Origin of the sequence: Franconibacter daqui (assembly GCF_014644275.1) — a bacterium.
Lineage (GTDB): Bacteria > Pseudomonadota > Gammaproteobacteria > Enterobacterales > Enterobacteriaceae > Franconibacter > Franconibacter pulveris.
On record NZ_BMKJ01000006.1, the window covers coordinates 218,885 to 244,674 of the forward strand.

A 25,790-nucleotide genomic window follows, 5' to 3' on the forward strand; every position below is an offset into this window, starting at 1 on the left:
GTCTGGAGAGAAAAAAGTGCCGCGTCGAGGATAACATCGCCCGCAAGGCACGCCGCGACGCATTTTCCCCTCGCTTTGCATACCCAACGCGCCCCTTTTCGGGTAACATCGAAAGCCCTTTTTACAACTGAAGATGCAATATTCACTATGGATCAGGTCGCAAAAAAAATTCTGGTAACGTGCGCGCTGCCGTACGCCAACGGCTCCATTCACCTCGGTCATATGCTGGAGCACATCCAGGCTGATGTCTGGGTGCGTTACCAGCGAATGCGCGGCCATCAGGTGAATTTTATCTGCGCGGACGATGCCCACGGCACGCCAATCATGCTCAAAGCCCAGCAGCTTGGCGTTACCCCCGAGCAGATGATTGCCGAAATGAGCCAGGAGCATCAGACCGATTTTGCTGGCTTCAACATCAGTTACGACAACTATCACTCCACCCACAGCGACGAAAACCGCGAGCTGTCGGAGCTTATCTACTCACGCCTGAAGGAGAACGGTTTTATTAAAAACCGCACCATCTCCCAGCTTTACGATCCGGAAAAAGGGATGTTCCTGCCGGACCGTTTCGTAAAAGGCACCTGCCCGCGCTGCAAATCGCCGGATCAGTATGGCGATAACTGCGAAGTGTGCGGCGCTACCTACAGCCCGACCGAGCTTATCGAGCCGAAGTCGGTGGTCTCCGGCGCGACGCCGGTGATGCGTGAATCTGAGCACTTCTTCTTCGACCTGCCCTCCTTTAGCGAAATGCTGCAGGCGTGGACCCGCAGCGGCGCGCTGCAGGAGCAGGTGGCGAACAAAATGCAGGAGTGGTTTGAATCCGGCCTGCAGCAGTGGGATATCTCCCGCGACGCGCCGTATTTCGGTTTTGAGATCCCGAACGCGCCGGGCAAATATTTCTACGTCTGGCTGGACGCGCCGATTGGCTACATGGGTTCGTTCAAAAACCTGTGCGACAAGCGCGGCGATACCGAAAGCTTCGATGCGTACTGGAAGAAAGAGTCCGACGCCGAGCTGTATCACTTTATCGGTAAAGATATCGTCTACTTCCACAGCCTGTTCTGGCCGGCAATGCTGGAAGGCAGCGGTTTCCGTAAGCCGACCAACCTGTTCGTTCACGGCTACGTGACGGTGAACGGCGCGAAGATGTCTAAATCGCGCGGCACCTTCATCAAGGCCAGCACCTGGCTGAACCATTTCGACGCCGACAGCCTGCGCTACTACTATGCGGCGAAGCTCTCTTCCCGCATCGACGACATCGACCTGAACCTGGAAGATTTCGTGCAGCGGGTGAATGCCGACATCGTTAACAAAGTGGTGAACCTGGCGTCGCGCAACGCAGGCTTTATCGCCAAACGCTTTGACGGCGAGCTGGCGGCTGAACTGGCCGACCCGGCGCTCTACAAAACCTTTACCGACGCCGCGTCGGTGATTGGCGAGGCGTGGGAGAGCCGCGAGTTTGGTAAGGCTATCCGCGAAATCATGGCGCTTGCCGATCTCGCTAACCGCTATGTCGATGAGCAGGCGCCGTGGATCGTGGCGAAGCAGGAAGGCCGCGACGCTGACCTGCAGGCTATCTGCTCCATGGGCATTAACCTGTTCCGCGTGCTGATGACCTACCTCAAGCCGGTGCTGCCTTCCCTGAGCGAGCGCGCAGAAGCCTTCCTCAATACCACACTTGAGTGGAACGCCGTGGCCGAGCCGCTGTTGAACCACAAAGTAAACAGCTTTAAAGCGCTCTATAACCGTATTGATATGAAGCAGGTGGAAGCCCTGGTGGACGCGTCCAAAGAAGAAGTGAAAGCGGCGGCGGCCCCGGTAACCGGCCCGCTGGCGGACGATCCTATCCAGGAAACCATCAGCTTTGACGATTTCGCCAAAGTAGATCTGCGCGTTGCGCTGATTGAAAACGCCGAGTTTGTGGAAGGATCCGACAAGCTGCTGCGCCTGACGCTGGATCTTGGTGGCGAGAAGCGCAACGTCTTCTCCGGCATCCGCTCCGCCTATCCGGACCCGCAGGCGCTGATTGGCCGTCTGACGGTGATGGTGGCGAACCTTGCGCCGCGTAAAATGCGCTTCGGCATTTCTGAAGGCATGGTGATGGCCGCAGGCCCCGGCGGGAAAGATATCTTCCTGCTGAGCCCGGACAGCGGCGCGCAACCTGGTCAACAGGTGAAATAAAACCGTCACATTCTTGCCAGCGCCCCCATTCCGGAGGCGCTTTTTTGGCACTTCTTACAAAAAATTAAGCTTTTTTCCTGGTACACAAACAACCGTCTACAGTTAAAGAGGGGTGTCCCGGGCGAAACGAGAAACCAATATGGCGCTTTACACCATCGGTGAAGTGGCGGAACTTTGTGAGGTCAATCCTGTCACCTTACGCGCGTGGCAAAGGCGTTATGGCCTGCTCAAACCGCAGCGAACGGACGGCGGTCACCGGTTATTCAACGACCAGGATATTGACCGCATCCGCGAAATTAAACACTGGATTGATAACGGCGTTCAGGTCAGTAAAGTCAAAGCCTTGCTCAGCAGCGAAACCCAGGACGCCCACGATGACGGCTGGCGCGAGCGCCAGGAAGCGTTGTTGCACCTGCTGCGCGAAGGCAGCCCCGCTCAACTGCGCCACTGGATAAGCGACATCGGGCGCGATTATCCCGCCGATGCGCTGGTCAACCATCTTTTTAACCCGCTTCGCCGCCGCCTGCAGTGCCAGCAAGGCACGCTGCTGGCGCTGCTGAGCCTGCTTGACGGCGCGCTTATTAACTACATCGCCCTGTGCCTTAACTCCTCACGCAAGAAGCCCGGCAAAGACGCGCTGGTGGTGGGATGGAATGTTAACGACGGTACGCGACTGTGGCTTGCGGCGTGGGTCGCCGCGCAGCAAGGCTGGCGCGTTGATGTGTTGGCCAATCCCCTTTCGCAGTTACGCCCGGAGACCTTTAACGGCAGAACGTTGCTGGTATGGTGCGGCGAAGCGCCAAACCAGCAGATGCTCGTCCAGCTCGAACGTTGGCGCGAAAAAGGCCATGCGCTGATCCCGTTGCATGAGCTGAGCGCCATTTAAGGGTTCATTAACAGCCCCGCTTCACCTTATAATCATCCGGCTAACAAAGGAGCACAGGATGAAATTAGTCAGAATGAGCCTGGTCACAGGCATGGTCCTCATGGCCATTGGCGGTATCGGCGGCGTAATGCTGGCAGGCTACACAATTATCCTGCATTCCGTGTCATAACCCGCTCCAGCCGGTCAAAGGCGCGGTCGACGATAATCGCCGCCAGCCCTACCAGAATCGCTCCCTGCACCACATAAGCGGTGTTAAAACCGCTTAAACCCATGATGATTGGCGTGCCAAGCGTATTCGCCCCCACGGTAGAGGCAATGGCGGCGGTGCCGATATTTACAATCGTAGAGGTGCGAATCCCCGCCAGTATCACCGGCGCGGCGAGCGGCAACTCAACCTTAAACAGACGCTGCGTATCGCTCATGCCCACCCCTTTCGCCACCTCTTTTACACCTTGCGGCACGCTGGCAAGCCCGGCAAGGGTGCCCTGTAACACTGGCAGCAGCCCGTAAAGGATAAGCGCGATGATCGCAGGCTCGCGGCCAAAGCCCATTACCGGTACCGCGATAGCAAGCACCGCCACCGGGGGAAAAGTTTGCCCCGCCGCCGCGATGGTCTCCACCAGTTGGCGGAATTCCGCCCCGGCCGGGCGCGTGACCGCCACGCCAAGCCCCACGCCGAGAAGCGTCGCCGCCAGACTTGAAACGCCCACCAGCAGCAGATGCGCCAGCGTCAGCGTGACGAAACTTTCCTGCTGATAGAGCGGACGCGGCTGTTCAGGGAACAGCCAGCCAAACAGCGCGCCGCTGTGCGGCAGCAGAAAAAGCAGCGCAACGTAAGTCGCAATAAGCCATAACAGCGGATCAAGATAGCGGCGCATCGGCTTTCTCCCGCTCGGCTTTCAGCAGATCGCGAAAATGCAGCACGCCTGCGGGTTTGCCCGGCGCGGATAGCACAGGCAGCTGTTCACACTGACGTTCGACAAAAACGGACAGCGCCTCGCGCAGGGAGAGGCTTTGCTCAATAGCGTCTCCGGCGCAAACGCCGGGCCTCATCGCGTCGCCCACCGTGCGCAAAGAGAGCAGCCGCACGCCGCGTTCGCTGCGGCCAAAAAAGTCGCTGACGAAGCCGTTGGCGGGGCGCAGTAATATCTCCAGCGGTTTTCCCTGCTGCACCACCTGGCCTTTATCCATCACCACCAGATGTTCCGCCAGCAACAGCGCCTCGTCGATATCATGCGTCACCAGCACGATAGTGCGGCCAAGCAGCCGGTGAATGCGGCGCATCTCCTGCTGCAACGCACTGCGGGTGACCGGGTCGAGCGCGCCGAAGGGCTCGTCCATCAGCAAGACTTCCGGGTCCGCCGCCAGCGCCCGCGCCACGCCGACGCGCTGCTGCTGTCCGCCGGAGAGCTCATGAGGCGCGCGATGGCGAAACGCATCCGGCGCCAGGCCCAGCAGGTCGAGCAGTTCATCCACCCGCGCGTTGATGCGCGCCTTCGGCCATTTCAGCAACTGCGGTACGGTGGCGATATTCTGCGCCACCGTCCAGTGGGGAAAGAGGCCGATAGACTGAATGGCGTAGCCCATCCGCCTGCGCAGGCTCTCGGGCGAAAAGCGGCGGATTTCCTCGCCCGCAAAGCGTATGCGCCCTTCATCGTGTTCCACCAGCCGGTTGATCATCTTGAGCGTAGTGGATTTGCCGGACCCGGAGGTGCCGACAAGCACCGAAAACGCGCCTTCGCGAAAGTTGAGCGACAGATCTTTTACCGCAGGCTGGCCCTGAAAATATTTACTGACGTTATCAAACTCAATCATGGCGCTTCGCCTCCAGCCCTGCGATCAGCAGGTTAAATAGCGCATCCACAATAACCGCCAGCGCGATCGTCGGGATCACGCCGAGCAACACTAAATCAAGGGCGCTGCTGAGCAGCCCCTGGAAGACCAGCGCGCCGAAGCCGCCTGCGCCGATAAGCGCCGCTACCACTGCCATGCCGACAGTTTGCACTGCCACCACCTTCAGGCCACGCAGCAGCACCGGCAGCGCCAGCATAACTTCCACCTGCCAGAATATCTGGCTGCGGGTCATGCCCATGCCGCGCGCGCTTTCGCGCACCGTCTCCGGCACCTGATTCAAGCCCGCCACCACGCTCCTTGCCAGCGGCAGCAGCGCGTAGAGCACCAGCGCAATCAGCGCCGGCGCCATGCCGATGCCGGAAACGCCCAGTTCGCCAAGCCAGGGCAGCGCCCGCGCAAGCCCGGCGAGCGGCGCGATAAGCAGGCCAAACAGCGCGACCGAAGGCACCGTCTGAATCACATTCAGCACGCCGAAGATAGCGGGTCGCAGGCGTCGGTTGCGATAAGCCGCAAGTCCCAGCGGCACGCCGAAAAGCAGCCCCGGGATAAGCGTGCCGAAAAGCAACGTAAGGTGGCGCGCCAGCGCGTCATTAAAAACATCCTGACGGTTGGCATACTCTTTTAGCAGCGACAGCTCGTGAAAGTGACCAGACAGCAGCAAGAAGGTGGGAATAATCCAGAGCTGCGCCTGCAGCAGCCAGCGCCGCAGCGGCCGCTTCGTCAGCCGGGCAATAGCGTCGCTGCACAGTAAAAGCGTCAGCGCGAGCATCAACCACAGCCCGCTGCCAAATGAGGTGCGCGCCAGCGCGCTGCCCTCCTGCGCAAGCCTTGTCGCCGCCGCGCCGCCGAGAAACAGCAGCAGGATAAAAAACAATTGCGAGACCCCAAGCGTTGCCGCGAGCGCCGCCCGGCCCGGCGTAAAAGCGAGGACCAAGAGCAGCGCCACGGGTATCGCGAGCCCGCCATAAAAAGCGGGAAAAGCCTGCGGCAAACTTAAGGCGGCGCCGGAGACCAGCCGGTTCGGCGCGTAAGTGAGAATGGGCAACAGGGCGGCTGCGGCCAGCAGTAAAGCCAGCAGCAGCGCCACCCGGTTATAGCAGCGTAAAGACAAAAGCCGTTCCTTGTACGTTCGCTTACTTCACGAAGCCTTTCTGTTTCAGGTAATCCGCCGCCACTTTTTTCGCATCCAGCCCTTCCACCGCGATGCTGGCGTTAAGCTTCTGCAGCGTTTTTTCATCCAGCGACGCGAAAACCGGGTCCAGCCACGTCGGCAGTTCCGGATAGGCTTTCAGCACCGCATCGCGCACGACTGGCGCCGGCGCGTAAATAGGCTGAACGCCTTTCGGGTCGGTCAACGTTTGCAGCCCCAGCGCCGCGACCGGGCCGTCGGTGCCGTAGGCCATCGCCGCGTTAACGCCGGACGTTTGCTGCGCGGCGGCTTTAATGGTCACCGCCGTGTCGCCGCCGGCGAGCGACAGCAGCTGGTTCTGCTTAAGATCAAACCCGTAGGCTTTTTCAAACGCAGGCAGCGCGTCGGGGCGTTCGATAAATTCCGCCGACGCGGCGAGCTTAAAGTCGCCGCCCGCTTTCAGGTAGCGACTTAAATCGTCAAGGGACGTAAGCTTGTTTTTCTTCGCCAGATCGTCGCGCACGGCGATGGTCCAGGTGTTATTAGCGGGCGCCGCGGCAAGCCAGGTCAGCTTATTTTGCTGCTGGTCGAGCTTTTTCACTTTTTCATAGCCCTGCTGCGCGTTCTTCCACGCCGGGTCGTTTTCATCTTTGAAAAAGAAAGCGCCGTTGCCGGTGTACTCCGGGTAGATATCCAGCTCGCCGGACGTAATAGCGCCGCGCACGACAGGCGTCGTGCCAAGCTGGACCTTATTAACGGTTTTAACGCCGTGGCTTTCCAGCACCTGCAAAATGATGTTGCCTAGCAACGCGCCTTCGGTGTCGATTTTAGAGCCAACCTTGACCGGCTCCGCCGCCTGCGCGCTCGCAGCCAGCATCAGCAGTCCTGCCGCGCTCCATTGCTGAAGTGATTTCATGTCGATTCCTCTTTGTTATTGTCTCCCCTGGATTCGGGGCTTTGCAAAAAGCGTAGTTGAGAATCGCACGGGAAGATATTTTCAGCTCATAATTTGCGGTTTCAGGTTAGACGAAGCGGTTATATCGCTGAAAAACCGCAATAAAAAAGGCCGGATTAACCGGCCTTAACGTTGAGCGTGAAATTAAAGCAACTCGAAAGCGCCCTGCTTCACGCGGGCGGAATCCAGCCCGATGAAGACGTTGAATTTGCCCGGCTCAGCGTCGTACTTCATGCGCGCATTCCAGAACTTCAGCGCTTCGACGTCAATCGGGAAGCTGACGGTCTGGCTTTCGCCAGGCTTCAACGTCACTTTCTCAAAGCCGCGCAGCTGCTTGACCGGACGGCTGATAGAGGCGGTCACGTCCTGCAGATACATTTGCACCGCCGTCGCCCCTTCCCGTTTGCCGGTGTTAGTGACCGTGACGCTTGCGGTAATGCTGCCGTCGCGCTTCATGGTCGGTGCGGAGAGCTTCACGTCAGAGACGCTGAAAGTGGTGTAGCTCAGGCCGTAACCGAACGGATAAAGCGGACCATTGGCTTCGTCAAAGTAGCGCGAGGTGTATTTGTTGGGGTTCTCCGGGTTATACGGGCGACCGGTGTTCAGGTGGCTGTAGTAAACCGGGATCTGCCCGACGGAGCGCGGGAAGGACATCGGCAGCTTGCCGGAAGGGTTGTAGTCGCCGAACAGCACGTCGGCGATAGCGTTGCCGCCTTCAGTGCCCGCAAACCAGGTTTCCAGAATGGCGTCCGCCTGCTGGTTCTCTTTCACCAGCGCCAGCGGGCGGCCGTTCATCAGCACCAGCACCAGCGGCTTGCCGGTCGCTTTCAGGGCCGCTATCAGGTCGCGCTGGCTTTGCGGAATAGTAAGGTCGGTGCGGCTCGACGCTTCATGCGCCATGCCCTGCGCCTCGCCCACAGCGGCCACTACCACATCCGCCTGCTCAGCCGCTTTCACCGCTTCGTCAATCATCGCCTGCGGCGTGCGCTCGTCCACCTTTACCGCCTCTTCATATTTGTTGAGGAAGGCGACGATGTCTTTATCGTTGGTCAGGTTGGCGCCCCTGGCGTAGATGATTTTCGCCTTGTCGCCCACCGCATTTTGCATGCCGGTCAGCAGGGTCACGGACTGATCGACAACGCCCGCGGCGGACCAGCTGCCCATGATATCGCGCTTGCTGTCGGCAAGCGGCCCGACGAGCGCGATGGTGCCCGATTTTTTCAGCGGCAGCGTTTCAAGACGGTTTTTCAGCAGCACCATGCTTTCACGCGCCACCTTGCGGGCGTCGTCACGGTGCAGGCGGCTCTCCGCATTGGTGTCCTGCGGGTCGGACGCTTTCGGCCCGAGGTGGCTGTAGGGGTCGTTAAACAGGCCCATATCATATTTTACGTTCAGCACATGGCGGGCGGCTTCGTCCAGCTCCGCCATGGTGACTTTTCCGCTCTTGATAAGGTTCGGCAAATACTTGCTGTAGTACTCGTCGGCCATGCTCATGTCGACGCCCGATTTAATCGCCACGCGCACCGCGTCTTCCGGGTCGGAGGCGGTACCGTGCTTGATGAGTTCTTTAATAGCACCATGATCGGAAATGGTGATGCCCTTAAAGCCCCACTCGCCGCGCAGCAGATCTTTAAGCAACCACGGGTCGGAAGAGGCGGGCGAACCGTTCAGCGAGTTAAGGGCTATCATCACCCCGCCGCTGCCCGCGTCCAGCGCCGTTTTGTAAGGCGGCATGTAGTCATTGAAAAGGCGCTGCGGACTCATGTCTACAGTGTTGTACTCTTTCCCCCCTTCCACCGCGCCGTAGGCGGCGAAGTGCTTCACGCTGGTCATGACCGAGTAGCGGTCCGCCGGGCTTTTGCCCTGCATCGCCTCAACCATGGTTTTGCCCATCATGGCGGTAAGGTAAGTGTCTTCGCCAAATCCTTCCGAGCCGCGGCCCCAGCGCGGGTCGCGCGAAACGTCCACCATCGGCGCCCAGGTCATGTTCAGGCCGTCGTCCGCCGCTTCATAGGCAGAAACGCGGCCTACATTTTTCACCGTTTCCAGGTTAAAGGTGGAAGCGAGGCCAAGGCTAATCGGGAAAACGGTGCGCTGGCCGTGCACGACGTCATAGGCGAAGAAGAGCGGAATTTTGGTGCGGCTCAGTTCCATCACCTGGTCCTGCATCACGCGAATATCCGGGCGGGTGACGGTGTTGAAAATCGCCCCCACCTGGCCATTTTTAATCATTTCTCGAACGGCTTCTTTTGGGGTATCCGGACCGACGCTGATTAACCGCAACTGGCCGATTTTCTCATCGACCGTCATTTTTTTGAGCAAATCGGTTACAAACGCATCCCGCGCTTCGGGCGTCAGCGGGTGGTTGCCGAACATATCGGAAGCCAGAGCCGGTTGCAGCGCAAGGCTTACGGCCACACCTACAGAACAAAGCCATTTCATAGGATTAACTCTCTTAGGTAAACATCCGCCTCGCGAACCGAGGCGGTGAAAATCAGACACGCAGTGTGCCATAAGCATAACAAGGTAAGAAGATTCCTCTCGATTTGTACGCTGATTTTTCGACGTTTTAAGACTCCTGACCAAATTCAGCGCTATGCTTAGAGACGATGATTTTTACCCGCCACAAGGAGTGGAACATGTCCCTTAGCGCACAGCACAATCCGCATCCCTTTATCACCGAATTAACCCGTCTCGTTGGCGCCAACCAACTGTTGACCGACCCGGCGAAAACCGCCCGCTATCGCAAAGGCTTCCGCTCAGGCCAGGGCGACGCGCTGGCCGTGGTTTTTCCGGGTACGCTGCTCGAATTATGGCGCGTTCTGAACGCCTGCGTGCAACATGACAAAATTATTCTTATGCAGGCGGCCAATACCGGCCTGACGGAAGGCTCCACGCCGAACGGCAACGACTATGACCGTGAAATCGTCATTATCAGCACGCTGCGCCTGGACAAACTGCACTTGCTGGATAACGGCAAACAGGTTCTGGCTTACCCCGGCACCACCCTCTATCAGCTGGAAAAAGCCCTGAAGCCGCTCGGGCGCGAGCCGCACTCGGTGATCGGCTCCTCCTGCATCGGCGCGTCGGTGATTGGCGGGATTTGCAATAACTCCGGCGGCGCGCTGGTGCATCGCGGCCCCGCTTATACTGAAATGTCGCTTTACGCGCAAATCGACGCGCAAGGGAAACTACACCTGGTCAACCATCTTGGCATCGATCTGGGCGCGACGCCGGAGCAGATCCTCGGCGCGCTGGATGACGATCGCCTGAAAGAGGACGCGGTGCGCTATGACAACCGCCAGGCGTCGGATCATCACTATATCGAGCGCGTGCGCAACATTGAGGCTGACACCCCGGCGCGCTACAACGCCGATCCGGATCGCCTGTTTGAAGCCTCGGGCTGCGCCGGCAAGCTGGCGGTTTTCGCCGTGCGTCTGGACACGTTTGAAGCCGAGAAGCGCCAGGGGGTCTTTTATATCGGCACCAACCAGCCGGAAGTGCTGACCGAAATTCGCCGCCATATTCTGGCGAACTTTAAAAACCTGCCGGTGGCCGGCGAATACATGCATCGCGACATCTATGACATCGCCGAGCGTTACGGCAAAGACACGTTCCTGATGATAGACAAGCTCGGGACCGACAAAATGCCGTTCTTCTTTACCGCCAAAGGCCGCACCGACGCCTGGCTGGAAAGGGTGCCGTTCGTGAAGCCGCACTTCACCGACCGCGTGATGCAGACGCTTGGCAATCTCTTCCCGCGCCATTTACCGCCGCGCATGAAAAGCTGGCGGGATAAATATGAACATCATCTGCTGCTGAAAATGGCGGGCGACGGCATTACCGAAGCGCGCGACTGGCTGGCGGACTATTTCAAAACCGCCGAAGGCGACGTGTTCGCCTGTACGGCGGAAGAAGGCAGTAAAGCGTTCCTGCACCGCTTCGCGGCGGCGGGCGCGGCGGTGCGCTACCACGCGGTACATGCCGATGAAGTGGAGGATATTCTGGCGCTGGATATCGCCCTGCGGCGTAACGATACCGACTGGTTTGAAACCCTGCCGCCGGAAATCGACAGCAAGCTGGTGCATAAGCTCTACTATGGCCACTTTTTCTGCCACGTTTTCCACCAGGATTACATTGTGAAAAAAGGGGTGGATGTGCATGAGCTTAAAGAGCAGATGCTCGCCCTGCTGCGCGAGCGCGGCGCGCAATACCCTGCCGAACATAACGTTGGCCACCTTTATGAAGCTCCGGCGAGCTTAAAACAATTTTATAAGGCGAACGATCCGACAAACAGCATGAATCCCGGCATCGGCAAGACCAGCAAACAGAAATACTGGGGTGAAGAGGCTACAGGCTCTGAAGGTGCTGAGAAAACCGGGGCGATATAGTGCTCCCGGCAGCGTTCGCGCTGTTTTCCGCGTATTTTTCATACTAGAGTAACTGCTCCTGCCGCAGACGCCTTGTCTGCGGCTCACACAGCAAGGGAAGGAGCATAATATGTCCGTTGTCGAAATCCTGCCGACGACTGAGATAGCAATCCGCGACGTTACAGCGGAAGACGTAGATGCTATTACCGCAATTTATGGCTGGCACGTACGCCACGGGCGCGCCTCGTTTGAAGAGATGGCGCCGGACGCCGTGCAGATGGCCGAACGCATACAACAGATCCAGCGTCAGGGGCTGCCCTGGCTGGTCGCCACCCTGCACGGGGTGGTGGTAGGTTACTGTTACGCTACCCTTTACCGTTCCCGCCCCGCCTATCGCTATACGGTGGAAGAATCCATTTATGTGGAAAACAGTATGCGCGGACGCGGAATCGGCAGCGAGCTGCTGGCGGCGTTAATCCACCGCTGCGAGCAAGGCCCCTGGCGGCAGATTATTGCCGTTATTGGCGATGGCGAGAACAATCACGGATCGCATCGTTTACACCTGCAGCAGGGATTTGAGGTGGTGGGACACCTTAAGAGCGTAGGGTTCAAGCATGGCGACTGGCGCGATACGCTTATCATGCAGCGTCCACTCAATAAAGGCGACTGGACGCTGCCGGGCAATTAATCGTCCTGGGCGTCACCACCCGCGGCGCTGTTGCTTGCCATCTGCGCCGCTTTTTGCCGTTTATAGCTGAGGGCCGAGGCGGGAACCGGGGTCGCCTTGCCGGTTTCAAGCCAGGTGCGCAGGCGGCTGGCGTCGGCAAAGTGGGTATATTTGCCAAAGGCGTCCATAACCACCAGCGACACCGGTCGGCCTTTAATCACCGTACGCATCACCAGACAGTGGCCCGCCGCGTTAGTAAAGCCGGTTTTGGTCAGCTGAATATTCCAGTTTGGGCGATACACCAGGTGGTTAGTGTTGCGAAACGGCAGGGTATAGGCCGGATTCGAGAAGGTCGCCATATCTTCATGCGTGGTGCTGAGCTGGCCTATCAGCGGATACTGCTTGCTGGCTATTAACAGCTTAGTCAGGTCGCGCGCCGTAGAGACGTTATGAATGGAAAGGCCAGTAGGCTCCACATAGCGGGTGTGCGTCATCCCCAGCGCTTTCGCTTTGGCGTTCATGGCGCGGATAAACGCGTCATAGCCCCCCGGGTAATGGTGCGCAAGGCTCGCCGCCGCGCGGTTTTCCGAGGACATCAGCGCCAGCAGCAGCATATTCTTGCGGCTTATTTCGCTGTTGAGGCGCACGCGGGAATAGACCCCTTTCATTTCCGGCGTATGGCTGATGTCGACCTTAAGCTTCTCATCCAGCGGCAGACGGGCGTCCAGCACCACCATCGCGGTCATCACTTTGGTAATGGAGGCTATCGGGCGAACCAGATCGGGATGGCTCGAATAGAGCACCTTATTGGTATCAAGATCGACGATCATGGCGCTGCCGGAGGCGATCTCCGGCTGGGCCGCCATTACAGCGGCGGGCGTTTTAGCGGCAACAGCTTGCGGCGCAAAAGGCGCGGCCAGCATCAGCGTCAGTGTAAACAGCGAAAGGCGAAATTTTATCGGCATGGTGTTTGTTCAGATTATTATTCACAAGCGTAATGACGCACACCGCAACCGTTTAGAAAATCAATAACGGCAGCAGGCGCCGCATGATACTCCGGCGTACCGCTACACCGCTACTGGAGAATCGTGTCGAAAGCTTACGTTGCTGGCGATGAAGCCAGCAACGCACCTCCCTCAGAATAGCCGATAGCCGTAACCCCACAGCACCACGGTTAACGCCAGCAGAACTTCCAGCACCAGCACGCCGATGGCGAGTGTCGAACCGGAAAAATTAAGCCCCTCTTCCCGGTTGATGTTAAGGAAGGTTGGAATGCCGACATAAAGCAGATAGCCGGTATAAAACAGCGCAACGGTGCCTACCAGCGCGCACAGCCACACGACCGGATAAAGCGCCACTATGCCGCTTAAAAAGAGCGGCGTGGCGACATAGCCGGCAAAGACCATGCAGCGCGCCAGCGAAGGACGTTGCGGCAGGCTGCGCGCCATCCACCAGATGACGCGGCCCATGACAGCCACGCCCGCCAGCATCAGCGCGTAGAAGAGAATCGCCAGCGCGAAACCGGTGCCGAGCGAGAGCCGTACGATGTTGCCATCGTCAAAATCCCAGCCAATCTGCGTCGTGCCGATAAAGGCGCAGACCACCGGGATTGCGGCCATTAACAAAACATGATGGGTGTAGTGATGCGAAACGGTTTCGTTTTCGCGCCGGATACTTTGCATTTCACGATCGGGATGGGAGAAGAGTCCCCAGACATGGTTCATATAGCCCCCTTAGTTGCTTAAGCAACGCGCTGTTAAGTATAACGCACGCGGCGATTAAAAAATAAACAGAGCGCATTTTCCAGGCGGGCAGACCCTTCGTTGAAGGCGCAGTGAATATCAGGGTGTATGCTTTAAAGAAAGCCTTACGAGGAGAGCTGATTACACTCATGGATATCAACGCGTTAATTGCCCAGTACGGCTACGCGGCGCTGCTGATTGGCAGCCTTGCGGAAGGCGAGACCATTACGCTTTTAGGCGGGGTGGCCGCACATCAGGGATTGCTTAAATTCCCGCTGGCGGTGCTGGCGGTGGCGCTGGGCGGCATGATTGGCGATCAGGCGCTTTATCTTTTCGGCCGCCGCTTCGGCAACCGCGCGCTGACGCGCTTCTCACGTCATCAGAAAAAGATCGATCGCGCCCAGCGGCTGATTTTGCGTTATCCGGTGTGGTTTGTTATCGGCACGCGCTTTATGTATGGTTTTCGCGTTATCGGCCCGCTATTGATTGGCGCCAGCCGCGTGCCGCCAAAGCTGTTTATTCCGCTGAATATTGCAGGCGCGCTGCTGTGGGCGCTGATTTTCACCACGCTTGGCTACCTGGGCGGCGAGGTGATAGCCCCCTGGCTTGCGCGCGTCGACCAGCATCTGAAGCATTATATCTGGGTGGCATTGGCGGTCGCGATTGTGGTGCTGCTGCGCCTCTTCTTAAAGCGGCGCAGCAGACGGCGGGAAAATCAGGACTGAGGTTTGAACTGCGGGTTGGCGAGCATAAAGCCGCCATCGACGATAAACGACTGGCCGGTGGTATAGCTGGCGTCTTCAGAACAAAGCCATGCCACCAGACTTGCGATTTCTTTGGTCTCGCCCGGACGCGCCAGCGGCACGTTCGGCAGCGAACCCGGCTCGGCGTCCCCTTCATCCATGTCGTTCATCGGCGTCGCAATCGCGCCCGGCGCCACCGCGTTCACAAGTATGTTGTAACTAACAAGCTCCAGCGCCATCGATTTGGTCAGACCACCAAGCGCATGTTTCGCGGCGGTGTAAGCGCTCGCCTCCGGCAGCGGCGTATGTTCATGCACCGAGGTGATGTTAACGATACGACCGCCCTGCCCCTGCTTCACCATCGCCCGGGCGGCAATTTGCGAGCAAAGAAAAGCGCCGTGCACGTCTACGGTAAATATTTGCTGCCAGTCGTTGAAATCCACCTCAAGGAAGGGCGCTTTGTTCATGGCGCCAGCGTTGTTCACCAGCGCATCAATGCGACCAAAGCGGTCAATCAACTCCTGAATGGCGTTCGCCCCTTCCGGCAGGTTGCTCAGGTTGAGCTGGATAAGCTCGGCGCGCCGACCAAAACTTTCCACTTCTTTCGCCGTCTCCTTCGCCCCGGCGTCATCTTTATGCCAGGTGATACCAACGTCATACCCCTGCTTTGCAAGGTAAATCGCGCACTTCTTGCCTATACCCGAATCTGACGCTGTAACAATCGCCACCTTGTTTGCAGAACTCATTGCGACCTCCGGTGTTTTCCATAGAAGGAGTAAGTATAGGAGAGCGATGAGAACTGACCGGGTAAAGGGAAGATACGCGTTTCAGCCCGCCTGCAGCAGGGGCTCAAGCGCCAGCCATTCCCGCAGCAGAGCGACGGCCGCGTTGCCGTTACCCTCGCGCTGCGCCATGACAATGGCTCCGTCCACCAGCAGAGCCACACGCTGCGCCAGCTGCCTGCCCTGCGGCGTATCCGGCAGGTGAGCGGCAAGCGCCTGCGTCATCTCTTCTTTATGAGCGCGTATCAACGCGAGGCTCTCCGGCAGCGCCTGGGCAAGCTCGACCGTCGTGTTAATAAAGGCGCACCCCCGGTAGTGCTCGTCGGCAAACCACAGTTCCAGGGTTGCAGACAGCCCGGCGGCAAGCGAGCCGCCTTGCTGTCGCTGCGCGGCAAGCGACTGGCGAAACCAGCTTATCCAGCGCTCGTGGCGATACTGCAAAAAAGCGAGGATTAAGTCATTTTTTGCCGGAAAGTGCCGGTAAAAAGTCACTTTTGTTACGCCCGCCTCTTTAATGATGCGGTCGATGCCTGTGGCGCGAATGCCTTCACGGTAGAAGAGATCGTGCGCCGTTGCGAGGATGCGCTCGCGAGCGCTTACGTTTTCACTGGTCATTTTGGCTCCTTGTGTAAAGAGTATCACGCATGTAGACAATTCTGTCTACATATGCCAGATTAGATGTAGACAGACCTGTCTACCACCCTAAAGAGGAGCATCATCATGGAAATCCGCCCGCCTTTGCCGCCTTTCACCCGCGAGTCGGCTATTGAGAAAACCCGTCTGGCGGAAGACGCCTGGAATAGCCGCGATCCGCTGCGCGTTTCCCAGGTTTATACGCCCGATACGCGCTGGCGCAACCGCAATGAAACCGTCATCGGTCGCGATCGGGTTGTCGGGTTTTTACAACGCAAATGGGCCCGGGAACTGGAGTACCGGCTGATCAAGGAGCTCTGGGCGTTCGAAGGCAACCGCATCGCGGTGCGATTTGCTTACGAATGGCACGACGACTCCGGCACCTGGTATCGCAGTTATGGCAACGAAAACTGGGAGTTTAACGAGCAAGGACTGATGGCGCGCCGCTTCGCCTGTATCAACGACCAACCGATAACAGAAAGCGAGCGCCGCTTTTTCTGGCCTCTGGGTCGTCGCCCGGACGATCATCCGGGCCTGAGCGAATGCGGGTTTTAATACCGGAGCGCGTAAAAACAGACGTTAATCTGGCAGGGCTGCGTGGGTCAGATCTGTCTGTTTTTCGCGCAACCAGGCCGCACCGACACGGCAAGCTCGCCATGAAAGACTACGCTTTCCTTGTAGCATCAATATTTTGCTCATTACCACAAGGAGAATTAGAGATGATGAAGCTACTGCTGTGGGCCATTCTGATTATTTTTATTATCGGGTTACTGGTGGTCACGGGCGTCTTTAAGATGATCTTCTGACCAGCAGGGCGCCGCCTGCGCGGCGGCGTCCTTACTCCTTCACCTGCAGGCTGCTGTAGTTAACAGGCACCCAACGGTATCCCTCCTGCGCTTTCTTCACTTTGCCTATGCCCGGGAACGCGATATGCGCCGAGGCTACCCAGGCGTTGCTCCGTGCGGCCATGTCGAGCGCTGTCTGGCGTTGCTCCACCGCTTTTGCCTGATCGACATCAAAGTGAATAGCCACTTCCGGTTGCGGCATCTGCACCGCCTGTACATGGATAATATCGCCCCATAGCAGCAAGGTTTCACCGCCGCGGCTGACTTTATACATTACGCTGCCAGGCGTATGCCCCCCTGCGGGCAGCGCTTCGATATCCGGCATAATCTTCGCAGGCGCCGTAAAGGGTTCAAGCTTTCCGGCATCAATAACCGGACGCAGCGACCGTTCCGACTCCTCAAACGTGTGCCGCTGGCCTGGCTCCACGTCACTCGCATGCGCCGGATCCAGCCAGAAATCGACGTCGCGCTTATCCACCCGCACCGTTGCGTTAGGGAAAGCGGGTTTACCGTCGTGCTGTACGCCGCCGGAATGGTCGGCATGAATATGGGTCAGCAGCACAGTATCAATCTGTTCAGGCGGAATGCCCGCCGCCCGCAGGTTTTCCAGCAAATGGCCGCCCGCCTTGCCAAAGAGCGGCCCGGCGCCGCTGTCGACCAGGATAAGCCGCTTGCCGGTATTAATGACGTAAGCGTTGATGGAGGTTTCGGTGCGGGGCGTCATCGCCTGCTCCGCCATCCGGCGCGACAGGGTCGCCGGGTCGATGTGCGTGAGCAGTTTTTCACTGTCAATAACCACCGTGCCGTCGGAAACGGCGGTTATCTGCCAGTCGCCCAGCATCATCCGGTAATAGCCTGGCGCCTGTTTATCCGCAATCGGCACCGGTTGCGCGCTGGTGGTGAAGGCGCAAAGCAGAAAAGTGGAAAGCGCTATCGCAAGCTTCATTGGGGTTCTCCGGGTTGATTTACCTTGTCGAAGTATCTGCCCGACGCTAATATCAATCCAATTGATTGGAGAGATTATGACTATCAAAGAAAATGATTTTCGTAAAATCGACCTGAACCTGCTTATCGCTTTTGCCGTGCTTTTTCGCGAACAGAGCGTTTCGCTGGCGGCGGATAAGCTGCATCTCGGCCAGCCGGCGGTAAGCGGCGCGCTGTCGCGGCTGCGGGAGATGTTCGACGATCCGCTGTTTGTGCGCAGCGGCCACCGCATGCAGCCTACCGCCCGGGCCCAGGCGCTGCACAGCGAACTAATGCCCCTGCTGGAGCAGCTTCAGAGCGCGCTGTTTCAGCAGGCGGAGTTTCATCCGCAACAGGCCAACGCCACCATCACGCTTGGCATGACCGACTGGGTAGAGATGTGGCTGATGCCGCAACTGATTCCGGCATTACGCGACGCCGCGCCAGGGCTGCGCCTGAACGTGGTGGCGAGCGATCCCTTCACCGACGCCCAGCGTCTGGAAGGCGGCGAACTGGATATGGCGATAAGCGTGGCGCAGGCTTCCGCCCGCTGGCAGGAGCGCGAGGCGCTGACGCAAATGCCGTTCGTTACCCTTTGGCACCCGGAGCAAATTACGCTGAACGCCCCGCTCTCGCTGGAAAGCTATGCCGCTCATCCTCATCTTTTAGTCACCTATCGCGAAGCGTCCAGCAGTCAGATAGATACGCTGCTGGCTAAACAGGGGCGGCGGCGCACGGTGTGCTATACCACGCCGCACTTCGCTGCTCTGCCCGGCCTGCTGCGCCAGATGCCCGCGCTCGCCACCGTTCCCGCCGGGCTATCGGAAAACTGGCAGCGCAGTTGGGGCCTTGCCGCAAGTCCCGTGCCGCTGGACGTGCCTTGCATCGAGGTGGCGATGCTCTGGCATCAGCGGCATAACAGCGACCCGGCGTTGATGTGGCTGCGGGAATTTATTCGCCAGCGTTTTGGTTAATGGCGGTTGATGGCGTCGGCAATGGCCGTTGACGTGGTTAAGGTGCGAATTTCGCGGAAAAGCGTGGTCGCTTCGCTGTATTCCTGACGCAGATAGCCGAGCCACTGCTTGATGCGCGCAACGTGATACATGCCGGTGTCGCCCTGCTTTTCCAGCCGGGTATATTTTTGCAGCAGCTTTACGACATCCGGCCAGGCCATACGCGGCTCGTTATATTTAATGACCCGGCTCAGGTTAGGCACGTTCAGCGCGCCGCGTCCTATCATCACCGCGTCGCAGCCGGTAGCCTGCATGCACGCCTGAGCGCTTTGCCAGTCCCAGATTTCGCCGTTGGCGATAACGGGAATGGCAAGCCGCTCGCGAATTTCGCCAATGGCCTGCCAGTTAATGCGCTCGGCACGGTAGCCATCTTCTTTTGTACGGCCATGCACCACCAGCTCGCTGGCCCCCGCCTGCTGCACGGCGTCAGCGATTTCAAAACGCCGCTCGCCGCTGTCCCAGCCAAGACGCACTTTTACCGTTACCGGCAGGTGCGCTGGTACGGCTTCGCGCATCGCTTTAGCGCCGCGGTAAATCAGTTCCGGATCTTTTAAGAGCGTCGCCCCGCCGCCGCTGCCGTTCACGAGCTTTGACGGGCAGCCGCAGTTTAAATCGACGCCCCAGGAGCCAAGCTCCACCGCCCGCGCCGCATTTTCGCCCAGCCACTGCGGATGTTGGCCAAGCAACTGCACCCGCACCCGGGTGCCGGAAGGCGTACGGCTTTGCTGATGCAGCTCCGGGCAGAGTTTATAGAAGGATTTCACCGGCAGCAGCTGGTCCACCACCCGTAAAAACTCGGTGATGCAGAGATCGTAATCGTTCACTTCCGTCAGGAGTTCGCGCACCAGCGAATCGAGCACGCCTTCCATCGGCGCCAGTAAAACACGCATATCGTTACCCGTAAGAAAAAGAGGCGCTATGGTAGCGCCTGCGGCGGCTGGCTGAAAGAGGCTAACCGCGCCGCGTTGCGGTTGCTCAGACCGTTAAGCCAGCGTGTTTGCCATCAGGAAATCGCCCGTCCAGGCGCAGCGTACCGCCCAGCGCTTCTACGTAACGCTTTTTTCGGTTTCGTTTGTTGTAATAACGAGTGCGAAGAGACACGCTTTGCACACCTGTCGCGATTTAGCGAAGCCGTAACGCTGTTCACCACTGTGCCTTGCGGGAATATCAAGTATGCTGACAATTCATGGTGTGATCGGTAGCACAGTTTACGCTTTAATTGTATGATGAATGCATTCCGCAAAGGGTGACTTTCATGAGTATTACGCTGACGACTCTCTGGCAATTCATACGCGCTTTTTTGTTAATTTACGCCTGCTTATATGCGGGCAACGCTATCGCCGCCCTGCTGCCGATAACCATTCCCGGCAGCATTATCGGCATGCTGATTCTCTTCCTGCTGCTCTCTTTGCAGATCCTTCCCGCGAAGTGGGTTAAGCCTGGCTGCCATGTGCTTATCCGCTATATGGCGCTGCTGTTTGTGCCGGTCGGCATTGGCGTGATGCAGTATGTGGATGTGCTGCGCGCCCAGTTTGGCCCGGTAGTCGTCTCCTGCTTTATCAGCACGCTTCTGGTGTTTCTGGTGGTGAGCTGGAGCTCGCACCTGGTCCACGGCGAGCGCAAGGTCATCGGGCAGAAGGAGAAAAAGTGATGCTTGAGAATATCTGGTGGTCGCTGCCGCTGACGCTGGTGGTCTTCTTCGGCGCACGCAGGCTGGCGGCGAAACTCAAATCGCCGCTGCTTAATCCGCTGCTGGTGTCGATGGTTATTATCATTCCGTTTCTTGTGGCGACCGGCATCTCCTATGAACGCTATTTCGCGGGCAGCAAGATCCTGAATGACCTTCTGCAACCGGCGGTGGTGGCGTTAGCGTTTCCGCTTTACGAACAGCTGCACCAGATCCGCGCGCGCTGGAAATCGATTATCACCATCTGTTTTATCGGCAGCGTGGTGGCGATGATAACCGGCACCTCTGTCGCTCTGCTGATGGGCGCAACCCCCGAAATCGCCGCGTCGGTACTGCCGAAATCCGTAACGACGCCTATTGCGATGGCGGTAGGCGGCAGCATCGGCGGCATTCCGGCTATCAGCGCCGTGTGCGTTATCTTTGTGGGGATTCTCGGCGCGGTATTCGGCCACAGTTTGCTGAATTTAATGCGTATTCGCACCAAAGCCTCCCGCGGACTGGCGATGGGCACTGCCTCGCACGCCCTGGGTACGGCGCGCTGCGCGGAGCTGGATTACCAGGAAGGGGCGTTCAGTTCTCTGGCGCTGGTGATCTGCGGCATTATCACCTCGCTCATCGCGCCCTTTTTATTCCCGGTTATTCTGGCCGTTTTTGGCTAAAAGTTGCGATACGTCGCGCAAATTCATTTTAAATTTCATTTGTTGCATAGGCAGTGAGACGAAAATCACATATAAAGCCCAGCGAGGCCCGTAAACTACGGCTCCAGTAAACTGATAAGAGGCTTAGCCCATGCATTCACGTTTTGAATCTGCTTTTGCACAGCTTCCCGCCGCGCTCCAGGAGTCCCTGGCGCCGTGGCTCGCCGATGCGCATTTCCCGGCCATGCTGAGCGCAAGTCAGGTTGAAGAGGTAAAACGCCACAGCGGGCTGGATGATGAAGCGCTCGCCTTCGCGCTGCTGCCGCTGGCGGCCGCCTGCGCGCAGACTGACATCTCCCATTTCAACGTCGGCGCCGTAGCCCGCGGCCTGAGCGGCGCGCTCTATTTCGGCGCGAACATGGAGTTCACCGGCGTGGCGATGCAGCAGACCGTGCACGCGGAGCAAAGCGCCATTACCCACGCCTGGATGCGCGGCGAAAGCGGCCTTTGCGCCATCACCGTGAACTACACCCCTTGCGGCCACTGCCGCCAGTTTATGAACGAGCTGAACAGCGGCCTGACCCTGCGCATTAACCTGCCGGGACGTGCCCCCTCTAAGCTTGGCGACTATCTGCCCGACGCTTTCGGCCCACGCGACCTTGATATTAAAACGCTGATTTTCGACGCTGAGGATCATGCATTCGCCTTAAAAGGCGAAGCGCTCGGCGACGCGGCGATAAAAGCGGCTAACCGCAGCCACGCGCCTTACAGCCAGTCGCCTTCCGGCGTCGCCCTGCAAACTCATGACGGGCAGATTTTTACCGGCAGCTATGCTGAAAACGCCGCGTTTAATCCCTCGCTGCCTCCCCTGCAGGCGGCGCTGAATCTGCTGAGCCTGAACGGCTATGGCTGGCGTGATATTCAGCGGGCGTCGCTTGCAGAAAAAGCGCAGGCCAATATCGTTCAATGGGACGCAACCGTTGCTACGCTTCGCGCCATTGGTTGCGACGCCGTCGAACGCATCGAACTCGCCTGATGCCCACCCTGCGGATAAAACATCCGCAGTGGTGAAAATTGCTTCAACCGATACGCTGATTCTTGCTCTTGTCCAACGGGTAAAGTAGCCTTGGATGAAATTTCACCCCTGCTCCGAGTACCTGAATGTTGAAGCGTTTGTTATACAGCCTGCTGGTTCTGATTAGCTTATTGCTGTTAACTGCGCTGGGGCTTGACCGCTGGATCAGCTGGAAGACCTCTCCCTACGTTTATGATGAACTGCAGGACCTGCCCTACCGTCAGGTTGGCGTGGTGCTGGGCACGGCCAAGTATTACCGCACCGGGGTCATCAACCAGTATTACCGCTACCGCATTCAGGGCGCGCTGAACGCGTATAACAGCGGCAAAGTGAACTACCTGCTGCTTTCCGGCGATAACGCGCAGCAGAGCTATAACGAGCCGATGACGATGCGCAAAGATTTCATCGCCGCAGGCGTCGACCCGGCGGACATCGTGCTGGACTACGCGGGCTTTCGTACGCTGGATTCGATAGTTCGCACCCGCAAAGTGTTTGATACCAACGATTTCATCATTATCACCCAGCGCTTTCACTGCGAGCGCGCGCTGTTTATTGCGCTGCATATGGGCATCCAGGCGCAGTGCTACGCCGTTCCCTCGCCTAAAAATATGCTCCCGGTGCGCATTCGCGAGTTCGGCGCTCGCCTCGGCGCGCTGGCGGACCTCTATATCTTCAAGCGCGAACCGCGCTTCTTAGGGCCGCTCATCCCGATTCCTTCGCTGCATGAAGTCCCGGATAACGCGCAGGGATACCCGGCGGTGACGCCGGAGCAGCTGTTAGAGTTACAAAAGAAGAAGTAACGGCGGGTTACGTTTCGCCGCACGCAGCCGGTTTGCCTTCGCCCCTCATCCCCGGCCTTCTCCCCCAAAGCCCGAGGGAGAAAACCCGCCTTTTAACCCACTACGCCGCGCTGTTTTCCGGGTGGGTTAGCTTTAGCGGCTCCTGTTATGCCCGCCGCCGCAAAAGGCGAATGGCGCTTCGCTTACCCACCCTGTTCCCTTTGTCTCCTGCTGCCCCGCCCATAAAAAAAGCCCCCGCGTCTGCGGAGGCTTTTCCATACTGCCAAGCGATTACTTCTTGCGAGCGTATTTCAGGGAGTCCAGCGCTACCGCGAAGATAATGATGGCGCCCTTGATGATGTACTGCCAGTACGGGTTCACGCCGATATAGGTCAGGCCGTAGTTGATAACGGTGAAGATTATCACACCAGTTACCACGCCGAGCACCGTACCCACGCCGCCGCTGAAGGAAACCCCGCCCACTACGCAGGCTGCGATGGCGTCGAGTTCGTACATGAAGCCGAGGTTGTTGGTAGCGGAACCGATACGGCCCGCTTCCAGCATCCCGCCGAAGGCGTAGAAGACGCCGGAGAGCGCATAAATCATCAGCAGGTTCAGCGCCACGTTCACGCCGGAAACCTTCGCCGCTTCCGGGTTGCCGCCGATGGCGAAGATATTTTTACCAAAGCGAGTTTTGTTCCACAGGATCCAGACGAACACGACGGCGATCAACGCATAGAAAGTGATGTAAGAGAGCCTGAAGCTGCCTATCGCCAGGAACCCTTGCGTAAAGGTCGAGAAACCGCTGTCGAAACCAGAGATCGGCGAAGCGCCCACAAAATCGTAGTACAGGGAGTTGATGCCGTACACGATGATCATGGTGCCGAGCGTGGTGATAAACGGCGTTACGTTCAGGTAAGCGATAACGATGCCGTTAATCAGGCCGATGATGGCGCCGATAGCGCAGACAATCAGGATAACCAGCGCAATCGGCATGGTCGCCATTTCCGGGAACACCTTGTTGGCGTTTTCCATTGATTGCAGCAAGGTCGCCGCGACTACCGCCGCGAGCCCTACCTGACGACCGGCTGAAAGGTCCGTGCCCTGGGTAACAATAAGCCCCGCGACGCCCAGCGCGATAATAATACGCACCGAGGATTGGGTCAGAATGTTACTTAAGTTAAGCAGACTTAAAAAAGTGGAATCCTGGAAAATAATAATGGCCAGCAACACTAAAAGAACGACGTAAATACCGCCTTCTTTCAGATAAGTGAGAAAACTCTTCTTATTTAACGCACTCATGAGGAGCCCCTGATATTAAAGGTGCAAAGACGCAAGACGTAAAATTTCGTTTTGCGTTGTCGTTTTAGTGTCAACAATTCCAGCGACGAGGCCATTGCTCATTACCAGAATACGATCGGTTATCCCTAACAGCTCTGGCATTTCGGAAGAGATAATAATGATCCCTTTGCCTTTTTTCGCCAGCTCAGCGATAAGCTGATAAATTTCAAACTTCGCGCCTACGTCAATACCGCGCGTCGGTTCATCCAGCATTAATATTTCCGGTTGCGTCAGCAGCCAGCGACCAATAATCACCTTTTGCTGGTTGCCGCCGGAAAGCGAACCGATTTGCGTCCGGTGCCCTGGCGTTTTCACGCGCATGGAATCGATAACCCACTGGGTATCGCTTTTCATGCGGGAATTATCCAGCAGACCGACTTTATTTTTGTAGTTGCGAATATTGGAGATCAGGGAGTTAAAACCGATATCCAGATAAGCGTAAATCCCCGTTGAGCGACGCTCCTCGGTCACCAGCGCGAAACCGTGGTTAATGGCTTCGTTGGCGGTGTGGTTATTAATCTGTTTGCCGTGCAAGGTAATGGTGCCCGCCGATTTTTCACGGATACCAAATAACGTTTCCACAATATCAGTGCGCTTGGCGCCCACCAGTCCCGCGATGCCGAGAATCTCCCCTTTATGCAGATCAAAGGAGACGTCACGGATAGAGGGCTGGCGCAGCGAGGTCAGGTTGCGCACTTCAAGGATAACTTCACCCGGTTTGTTTTCTTTATCCGGGAACCGCTGATTGAGCGAACGGCCCACCATCATGGCGATGATCTTATCCATATCCAGCCCTTCAAGCGGCTGGGTGGCGATCCACTGCCCGTCGCGCAGGATAGTAATTTCATCGCACAGCTGAAATATCTCTTCCATTTTATGGGAGATATAAACAATACCGCAGCCGCGCTCTTTCAGCTTACGGATAATTTTAAAGAGATGATTCACCTCTTTTTCCGTTAGTGAAGAAGTGGGCTCATCCATAATGACGATTTTCGCGTCATAGGAGAACGCTTTGGCGATTTCAATCATCTGCATCTGCGAGACAGAAAGCGTCCCCACGCGCGCGCGCGGATCGATATCAATATCCAGCTCGTCGAAAATCGCTTTGGTATCGCGATACATTTTGTCCTGATCGACAAATACCCCTTTGGTGGGGTAGCGACCAAGCCACATATTGTCCATAACAGAGCGCTGCAAAACCAGGTTTAACTCCTGGTGCACCATGGAAATACCATTTTCCAGCGCTTCTTTGGCCGAATGAAAATCAATTTCTTTTCCCTGGAAAAGAATGCTGCCGGAATCTTTCTGGTAGATCCCAAAAAGGCACTTTAATAACGTTGACTTGCCTGCGCCGTTCTCCCCCATTAACGCGTGGATGGAGTGAGGACGAACTTTTAAATTTACGTTATCGAGTGCCTTAACGCCGGGGAATGACTTGTTGATATTGGTCATTTCCAACAGGTATTCGCCTGACGTCTGCGTAGTATTGCTGACCATAATTACACCT

The 25,790-nt window shown here is 57.6% G+C and carries 26 protein-coding genes; 13 read left to right on the top strand and 13 right to left on the bottom strand.

What is annotated here, in order from left to right; all coding sequences use genetic code 11:
• Positions 1–147 precede the first annotated feature (147 nt).
• From metG to IEX01_RS21620, 3 genes are all read left to right on the top strand, one after another.
• Positions 148–2,181, top strand: a complete 2,034-nt coding sequence (gene metG / locus IEX01_RS18355; protein ID WP_188724306.1) for a methionine--tRNA ligase — start codon at positions 148–150, stop codon at positions 2,179–2,181.
• Positions 2,182–2,320: 139 nt separating this feature from the next.
• Positions 2,321–3,067, top strand: coding sequence for a MerR family transcriptional regulator (locus IEX01_RS18360; protein WP_024556346.1), 747 nt, complete (start codon positions 2,321–2,323; stop codon positions 3,065–3,067).
• 73 nt (positions 3,068–3,140) lie between these two features.
• On the top strand, positions 3,141–3,236 hold the full coding sequence (locus tag IEX01_RS21620; RefSeq protein WP_373289696.1) for a YohO family small membrane protein: 96 nt from the start codon (positions 3,141–3,143) through the stop codon (positions 3,234–3,236).
• Here IEX01_RS21620 and IEX01_RS18365 read toward each other — a convergent pair.
• The 5 genes from IEX01_RS18365 to bglX form a co-directional block, all read right to left on the bottom strand.
• Complete coding sequence (locus IEX01_RS18365; RefSeq protein WP_024556344.1) at positions 3,214–3,945, bottom strand: ABC transporter permease; 732 nt, start codon at positions 3,943–3,945, stop codon at positions 3,214–3,216. The genes IEX01_RS21620 and IEX01_RS18365 overlap by 23 nt on opposite strands.
• Positions 3,929–4,882, bottom strand: a complete 954-nt coding sequence (locus tag IEX01_RS18370) for an ABC transporter ATP-binding protein (RefSeq protein WP_188724307.1) — start codon at positions 4,880–4,882, stop codon at positions 3,929–3,931. The genes IEX01_RS18365 and IEX01_RS18370 overlap by 17 nt, the downstream gene beginning before the upstream one ends.
• The gene (locus IEX01_RS18375; protein ID WP_229701875.1) at positions 4,875–6,032 is read right to left on the bottom strand and encodes an ABC transporter permease; all 1,158 of its coding nucleotides are present in this window, start codon (positions 6,030–6,032) and stop codon (positions 4,875–4,877) included. The genes IEX01_RS18370 and IEX01_RS18375 overlap by 8 nt, the downstream gene beginning before the upstream one ends.
• Before the next feature lie 22 nt (positions 6,033–6,054).
• Complete coding sequence (osmF, locus tag IEX01_RS18380; protein WP_024556341.1) at positions 6,055–6,966, bottom strand: glycine betaine ABC transporter substrate-binding protein OsmF; 912 nt, start codon at positions 6,964–6,966, stop codon at positions 6,055–6,057.
• A 183-nt stretch (positions 6,967–7,149) separates the two neighbouring features.
• The gene (gene bglX / locus IEX01_RS18385) at positions 7,150–9,447 is read right to left on the bottom strand and encodes a beta-glucosidase BglX (protein ID WP_024556340.1); all 2,298 of its coding nucleotides are present in this window, start codon (positions 9,445–9,447) and stop codon (positions 7,150–7,152) included.
• 197 nt (positions 9,448–9,644) lie between these two features.
• On the opposite strand from bglX, the gene dld reads away from it, so the two are divergent.
• On the top strand, positions 9,645–11,396 hold the full coding sequence (dld, locus tag IEX01_RS18390) for a D-lactate dehydrogenase (protein ID WP_024556339.1): 1,752 nt from the start codon (positions 9,645–9,647) through the stop codon (positions 11,394–11,396).
• Positions 11,397–11,505: 109 nt separating this feature from the next.
• On the top strand, positions 11,506–12,063 hold the full coding sequence (locus IEX01_RS18395; protein WP_024556338.1) for a GNAT family N-acetyltransferase: 558 nt from the start codon (positions 11,506–11,508) through the stop codon (positions 12,061–12,063).
• Here IEX01_RS18395 and pbpG read toward each other — a convergent pair.
• Together pbpG and IEX01_RS18405 are read right to left on the bottom strand one after the other, a co-directional pair.
• Positions 12,060–13,007 carry a D-alanyl-D-alanine endopeptidase gene (gene pbpG / locus IEX01_RS18400; protein WP_188724308.1) on the bottom strand — a complete coding sequence of 316 codons (948 nt, stop codon included), beginning with the start codon at positions 13,005–13,007 and terminating at the stop codon, positions 12,060–12,062. The genes IEX01_RS18395 and pbpG overlap by 4 nt on opposite strands.
• A gap of 171 nt (positions 13,008–13,178) precedes the next feature.
• The gene (locus tag IEX01_RS18405; RefSeq protein ID WP_024556336.1) at positions 13,179–13,766 is read right to left on the bottom strand and encodes a Yip1 family protein; all 588 of its coding nucleotides are present in this window, start codon (positions 13,764–13,766) and stop codon (positions 13,179–13,181) included.
• Positions 13,767–13,933: 167 nt separating this feature from the next.
• Between IEX01_RS18405 and IEX01_RS18410 the strand changes: the two genes are divergently transcribed.
• Positions 13,934–14,509 carry a DedA family protein gene (locus IEX01_RS18410; protein ID WP_024561004.1) on the top strand — a complete coding sequence of 192 codons (576 nt, stop codon included), beginning with the start codon at positions 13,934–13,936 and terminating at the stop codon, positions 14,507–14,509.
• Here the strand turns inward: IEX01_RS18410 and IEX01_RS18415 are convergent.
• Complete coding sequence (locus IEX01_RS18415; RefSeq protein ID WP_024556334.1) at positions 14,500–15,273, bottom strand: SDR family oxidoreductase; 774 nt, start codon at positions 15,271–15,273, stop codon at positions 14,500–14,502. The genes IEX01_RS18410 and IEX01_RS18415 overlap by 10 nt on opposite strands.
• A gap of 81 nt (positions 15,274–15,354) precedes the next feature.
• Complete coding sequence (locus IEX01_RS18420; RefSeq protein WP_188724309.1) at positions 15,355–15,924, bottom strand: TetR/AcrR family transcriptional regulator; 570 nt, start codon at positions 15,922–15,924, stop codon at positions 15,355–15,357.
• 105 nt (positions 15,925–16,029) lie between these two features.
• Between IEX01_RS18420 and IEX01_RS18425 the strand changes: the two genes are divergently transcribed.
• Together IEX01_RS18425 and yohP are read left to right on the top strand one after the other, a co-directional pair.
• Positions 16,030–16,497, top strand: a complete 468-nt coding sequence (locus IEX01_RS18425) for a nuclear transport factor 2 family protein (protein ID WP_024561002.1) — start codon at positions 16,030–16,032, stop codon at positions 16,495–16,497.
• A 167-nt stretch (positions 16,498–16,664) separates the two neighbouring features.
• Complete coding sequence (yohP, locus tag IEX01_RS21920) at positions 16,665–16,748, top strand: small membrane protein YohP (RefSeq protein WP_125454249.1); 84 nt, start codon at positions 16,665–16,667, stop codon at positions 16,746–16,748.
• A gap of 31 nt (positions 16,749–16,779) precedes the next feature.
• On the opposite strand, the gene IEX01_RS18430 is transcribed toward yohP, so the two are convergent.
• On the bottom strand, positions 16,780–17,733 hold the full coding sequence (locus IEX01_RS18430; RefSeq protein ID WP_188724310.1) for an MBL fold metallo-hydrolase: 954 nt from the start codon (positions 17,731–17,733) through the stop codon (positions 16,780–16,782).
• A 76-nt stretch (positions 17,734–17,809) separates the two neighbouring features.
• Between IEX01_RS18430 and IEX01_RS18435 the strand changes: the two genes are divergently transcribed.
• Positions 17,810–18,724 (top strand): LysR family transcriptional regulator, encoded by a 915-nt coding sequence (locus IEX01_RS18435; RefSeq protein WP_024556330.1) that lies wholly within the window; start codon positions 17,810–17,812, stop codon positions 18,722–18,724.
• On the opposite strand, the gene dusC is transcribed toward IEX01_RS18435, so the two are convergent.
• Positions 18,721–19,653 (bottom strand): tRNA dihydrouridine(16) synthase DusC, encoded by a 933-nt coding sequence (dusC, locus tag IEX01_RS18440; RefSeq protein ID WP_024556329.1) that lies wholly within the window; start codon positions 19,651–19,653, stop codon positions 18,721–18,723. The genes IEX01_RS18435 and dusC overlap by 4 nt on opposite strands.
• Before the next feature lie 365 nt (positions 19,654–20,018).
• Here dusC and IEX01_RS18445 point away from each other — a divergent pair, with 365 nt between their 5' ends.
• From IEX01_RS18445 to sanA, 4 genes are all read left to right on the top strand, one after another.
• Entirely contained in the window at positions 20,019–20,414 is a 396-nt protein-coding gene (locus IEX01_RS18445) for a CidA/LrgA family protein (protein WP_188724311.1), read from the top strand.
• Positions 20,414–21,109, top strand: coding sequence for a CidB/LrgB family autolysis modulator (locus tag IEX01_RS18450; RefSeq protein WP_024556327.1), 696 nt, complete (start codon positions 20,414–20,416; stop codon positions 21,107–21,109). The genes IEX01_RS18445 and IEX01_RS18450 overlap by 1 nt, the downstream gene beginning before the upstream one ends.
• Positions 21,110–21,239: 130 nt before the next feature.
• Positions 21,240–22,124 carry a cytidine deaminase gene (cdd, locus tag IEX01_RS18455; protein ID WP_024556326.1) on the top strand — a complete coding sequence of 295 codons (885 nt, stop codon included), beginning with the start codon at positions 21,240–21,242 and terminating at the stop codon, positions 22,122–22,124.
• Positions 22,125–22,249: 125 nt separating this feature from the next.
• On the top strand, positions 22,250–22,963 hold the full coding sequence (gene sanA / locus IEX01_RS18460; RefSeq protein ID WP_188724312.1) for an outer membrane permeability protein SanA: 714 nt from the start codon (positions 22,250–22,252) through the stop codon (positions 22,961–22,963).
• A 270-nt stretch (positions 22,964–23,233) separates the two neighbouring features.
• On the opposite strand, the gene mglC is transcribed toward sanA, so the two are convergent.
• Positions 23,234–24,244, bottom strand: coding sequence for a galactose/methyl galactoside ABC transporter permease MglC (gene mglC / locus IEX01_RS18465; RefSeq protein ID WP_188724313.1), 1,011 nt, complete (start codon positions 24,242–24,244; stop codon positions 23,234–23,236).
• Between the two features lie 15 nt (positions 24,245–24,259).
• Positions 24,260–25,780 (bottom strand): galactose/methyl galactoside ABC transporter ATP-binding protein MglA, encoded by a 1,521-nt coding sequence (mglA, locus tag IEX01_RS18470; protein ID WP_024556323.1) that lies wholly within the window; start codon positions 25,778–25,780, stop codon positions 24,260–24,262.
• Positions 25,781–25,790 lie beyond the last annotated feature (10 nt).

What these genes read in the sequence shown, in the direction of transcription:
- metG (WP_188724306.1), top strand. Translation starts at nt 148, where the DNA reads ATGGATCAGGTCGCAAAAAAAATTCTGGTAACGTGCGCGCTGCCGTAC.
- IEX01_RS18360 (WP_024556346.1), top strand. Translation starts at nt 2,321, where the DNA reads ATGGCGCTTTACACCATCGGTGAAGTGGCGGAACTTTGTGAGGTCAAT.
- IEX01_RS21620 (WP_373289696.1), top strand. Translation starts at nt 3,141, where the DNA reads ATGAGCCTGGTCACAGGCATGGTCCTCATGGCCATTGGCGGTATCGGC.
- IEX01_RS18365 (WP_024556344.1), bottom strand. Translation starts at nt 3,945, where the DNA reads ATGCGCCGCTATCTTGATCCGCTGTTATGGCTTATTGCGACTTACGTT.
- IEX01_RS18370 (WP_188724307.1), bottom strand. Translation starts at nt 4,882, where the DNA reads ATGATTGAGTTTGATAACGTCAGTAAATATTTTCAGGGCCAGCCTGCG.
- osmF (WP_024556341.1), bottom strand. Translation starts at nt 6,966, where the DNA reads ATGAAATCACTTCAGCAATGGAGCGCGGCAGGACTGCTGATGCTGGCT.
- bglX (WP_024556340.1), bottom strand. Translation starts at nt 9,447, where the DNA reads ATGAAATGGCTTTGTTCTGTAGGTGTGGCCGTAAGCCTTGCGCTGCAA.
- dld (WP_024556339.1), top strand. Translation starts at nt 9,645, where the DNA reads ATGTCCCTTAGCGCACAGCACAATCCGCATCCCTTTATCACCGAATTA.
- IEX01_RS18395 (WP_024556338.1), top strand. Translation starts at nt 11,506, where the DNA reads ATGTCCGTTGTCGAAATCCTGCCGACGACTGAGATAGCAATCCGCGAC.
- pbpG (WP_188724308.1), bottom strand. Translation starts at nt 13,007, where the DNA reads ATGCCGATAAAATTTCGCCTTTCGCTGTTTACACTGACGCTGATGCTG.
- IEX01_RS18405 (WP_024556336.1), bottom strand. Translation starts at nt 13,766, where the DNA reads ATGAACCATGTCTGGGGACTCTTCTCCCATCCCGATCGTGAAATGCAA.
- IEX01_RS18410 (WP_024561004.1), top strand. Translation starts at nt 13,934, where the DNA reads ATGGATATCAACGCGTTAATTGCCCAGTACGGCTACGCGGCGCTGCTG.
- IEX01_RS18415 (WP_024556334.1), bottom strand. Translation starts at nt 15,273, where the DNA reads ATGAGTTCTGCAAACAAGGTGGCGATTGTTACAGCGTCAGATTCGGGT.
- IEX01_RS18420 (WP_188724309.1), bottom strand. Translation starts at nt 15,924, where the DNA reads ATGACCAGTGAAAACGTAAGCGCTCGCGAGCGCATCCTCGCAACGGCG.
- IEX01_RS18425 (WP_024561002.1), top strand. Translation starts at nt 16,030, where the DNA reads ATGGAAATCCGCCCGCCTTTGCCGCCTTTCACCCGCGAGTCGGCTATT.
- yohP (WP_125454249.1), top strand. Translation starts at nt 16,665, where the DNA reads ATGAAGCTACTGCTGTGGGCCATTCTGATTATTTTTATTATCGGGTTA.
- IEX01_RS18430 (WP_188724310.1), bottom strand. Translation starts at nt 17,733, where the DNA reads ATGAAGCTTGCGATAGCGCTTTCCACTTTTCTGCTTTGCGCCTTCACC.
- IEX01_RS18435 (WP_024556330.1), top strand. Translation starts at nt 17,810, where the DNA reads ATGACTATCAAAGAAAATGATTTTCGTAAAATCGACCTGAACCTGCTT.
- dusC (WP_024556329.1), bottom strand. Translation starts at nt 19,653, where the DNA reads ATGCGTGTTTTACTGGCGCCGATGGAAGGCGTGCTCGATTCGCTGGTG.
- IEX01_RS18445 (WP_188724311.1), top strand. Translation starts at nt 20,019, where the DNA reads ATGAGTATTACGCTGACGACTCTCTGGCAATTCATACGCGCTTTTTTG.
- IEX01_RS18450 (WP_024556327.1), top strand. Translation starts at nt 20,414, where the DNA reads ATGCTTGAGAATATCTGGTGGTCGCTGCCGCTGACGCTGGTGGTCTTC.
- cdd (WP_024556326.1), top strand. Translation starts at nt 21,240, where the DNA reads ATGCATTCACGTTTTGAATCTGCTTTTGCACAGCTTCCCGCCGCGCTC.
- sanA (WP_188724312.1), top strand. Translation starts at nt 22,250, where the DNA reads ATGTTGAAGCGTTTGTTATACAGCCTGCTGGTTCTGATTAGCTTATTG.
- mglC (WP_188724313.1), bottom strand. Translation starts at nt 24,244, where the DNA reads ATGAGTGCGTTAAATAAGAAGAGTTTTCTCACTTATCTGAAAGAAGGC.
- mglA (WP_024556323.1), bottom strand. Translation starts at nt 25,780, where the DNA reads ATGGTCAGCAATACTACGCAGACGTCAGGCGAATACCTGTTGGAAATG.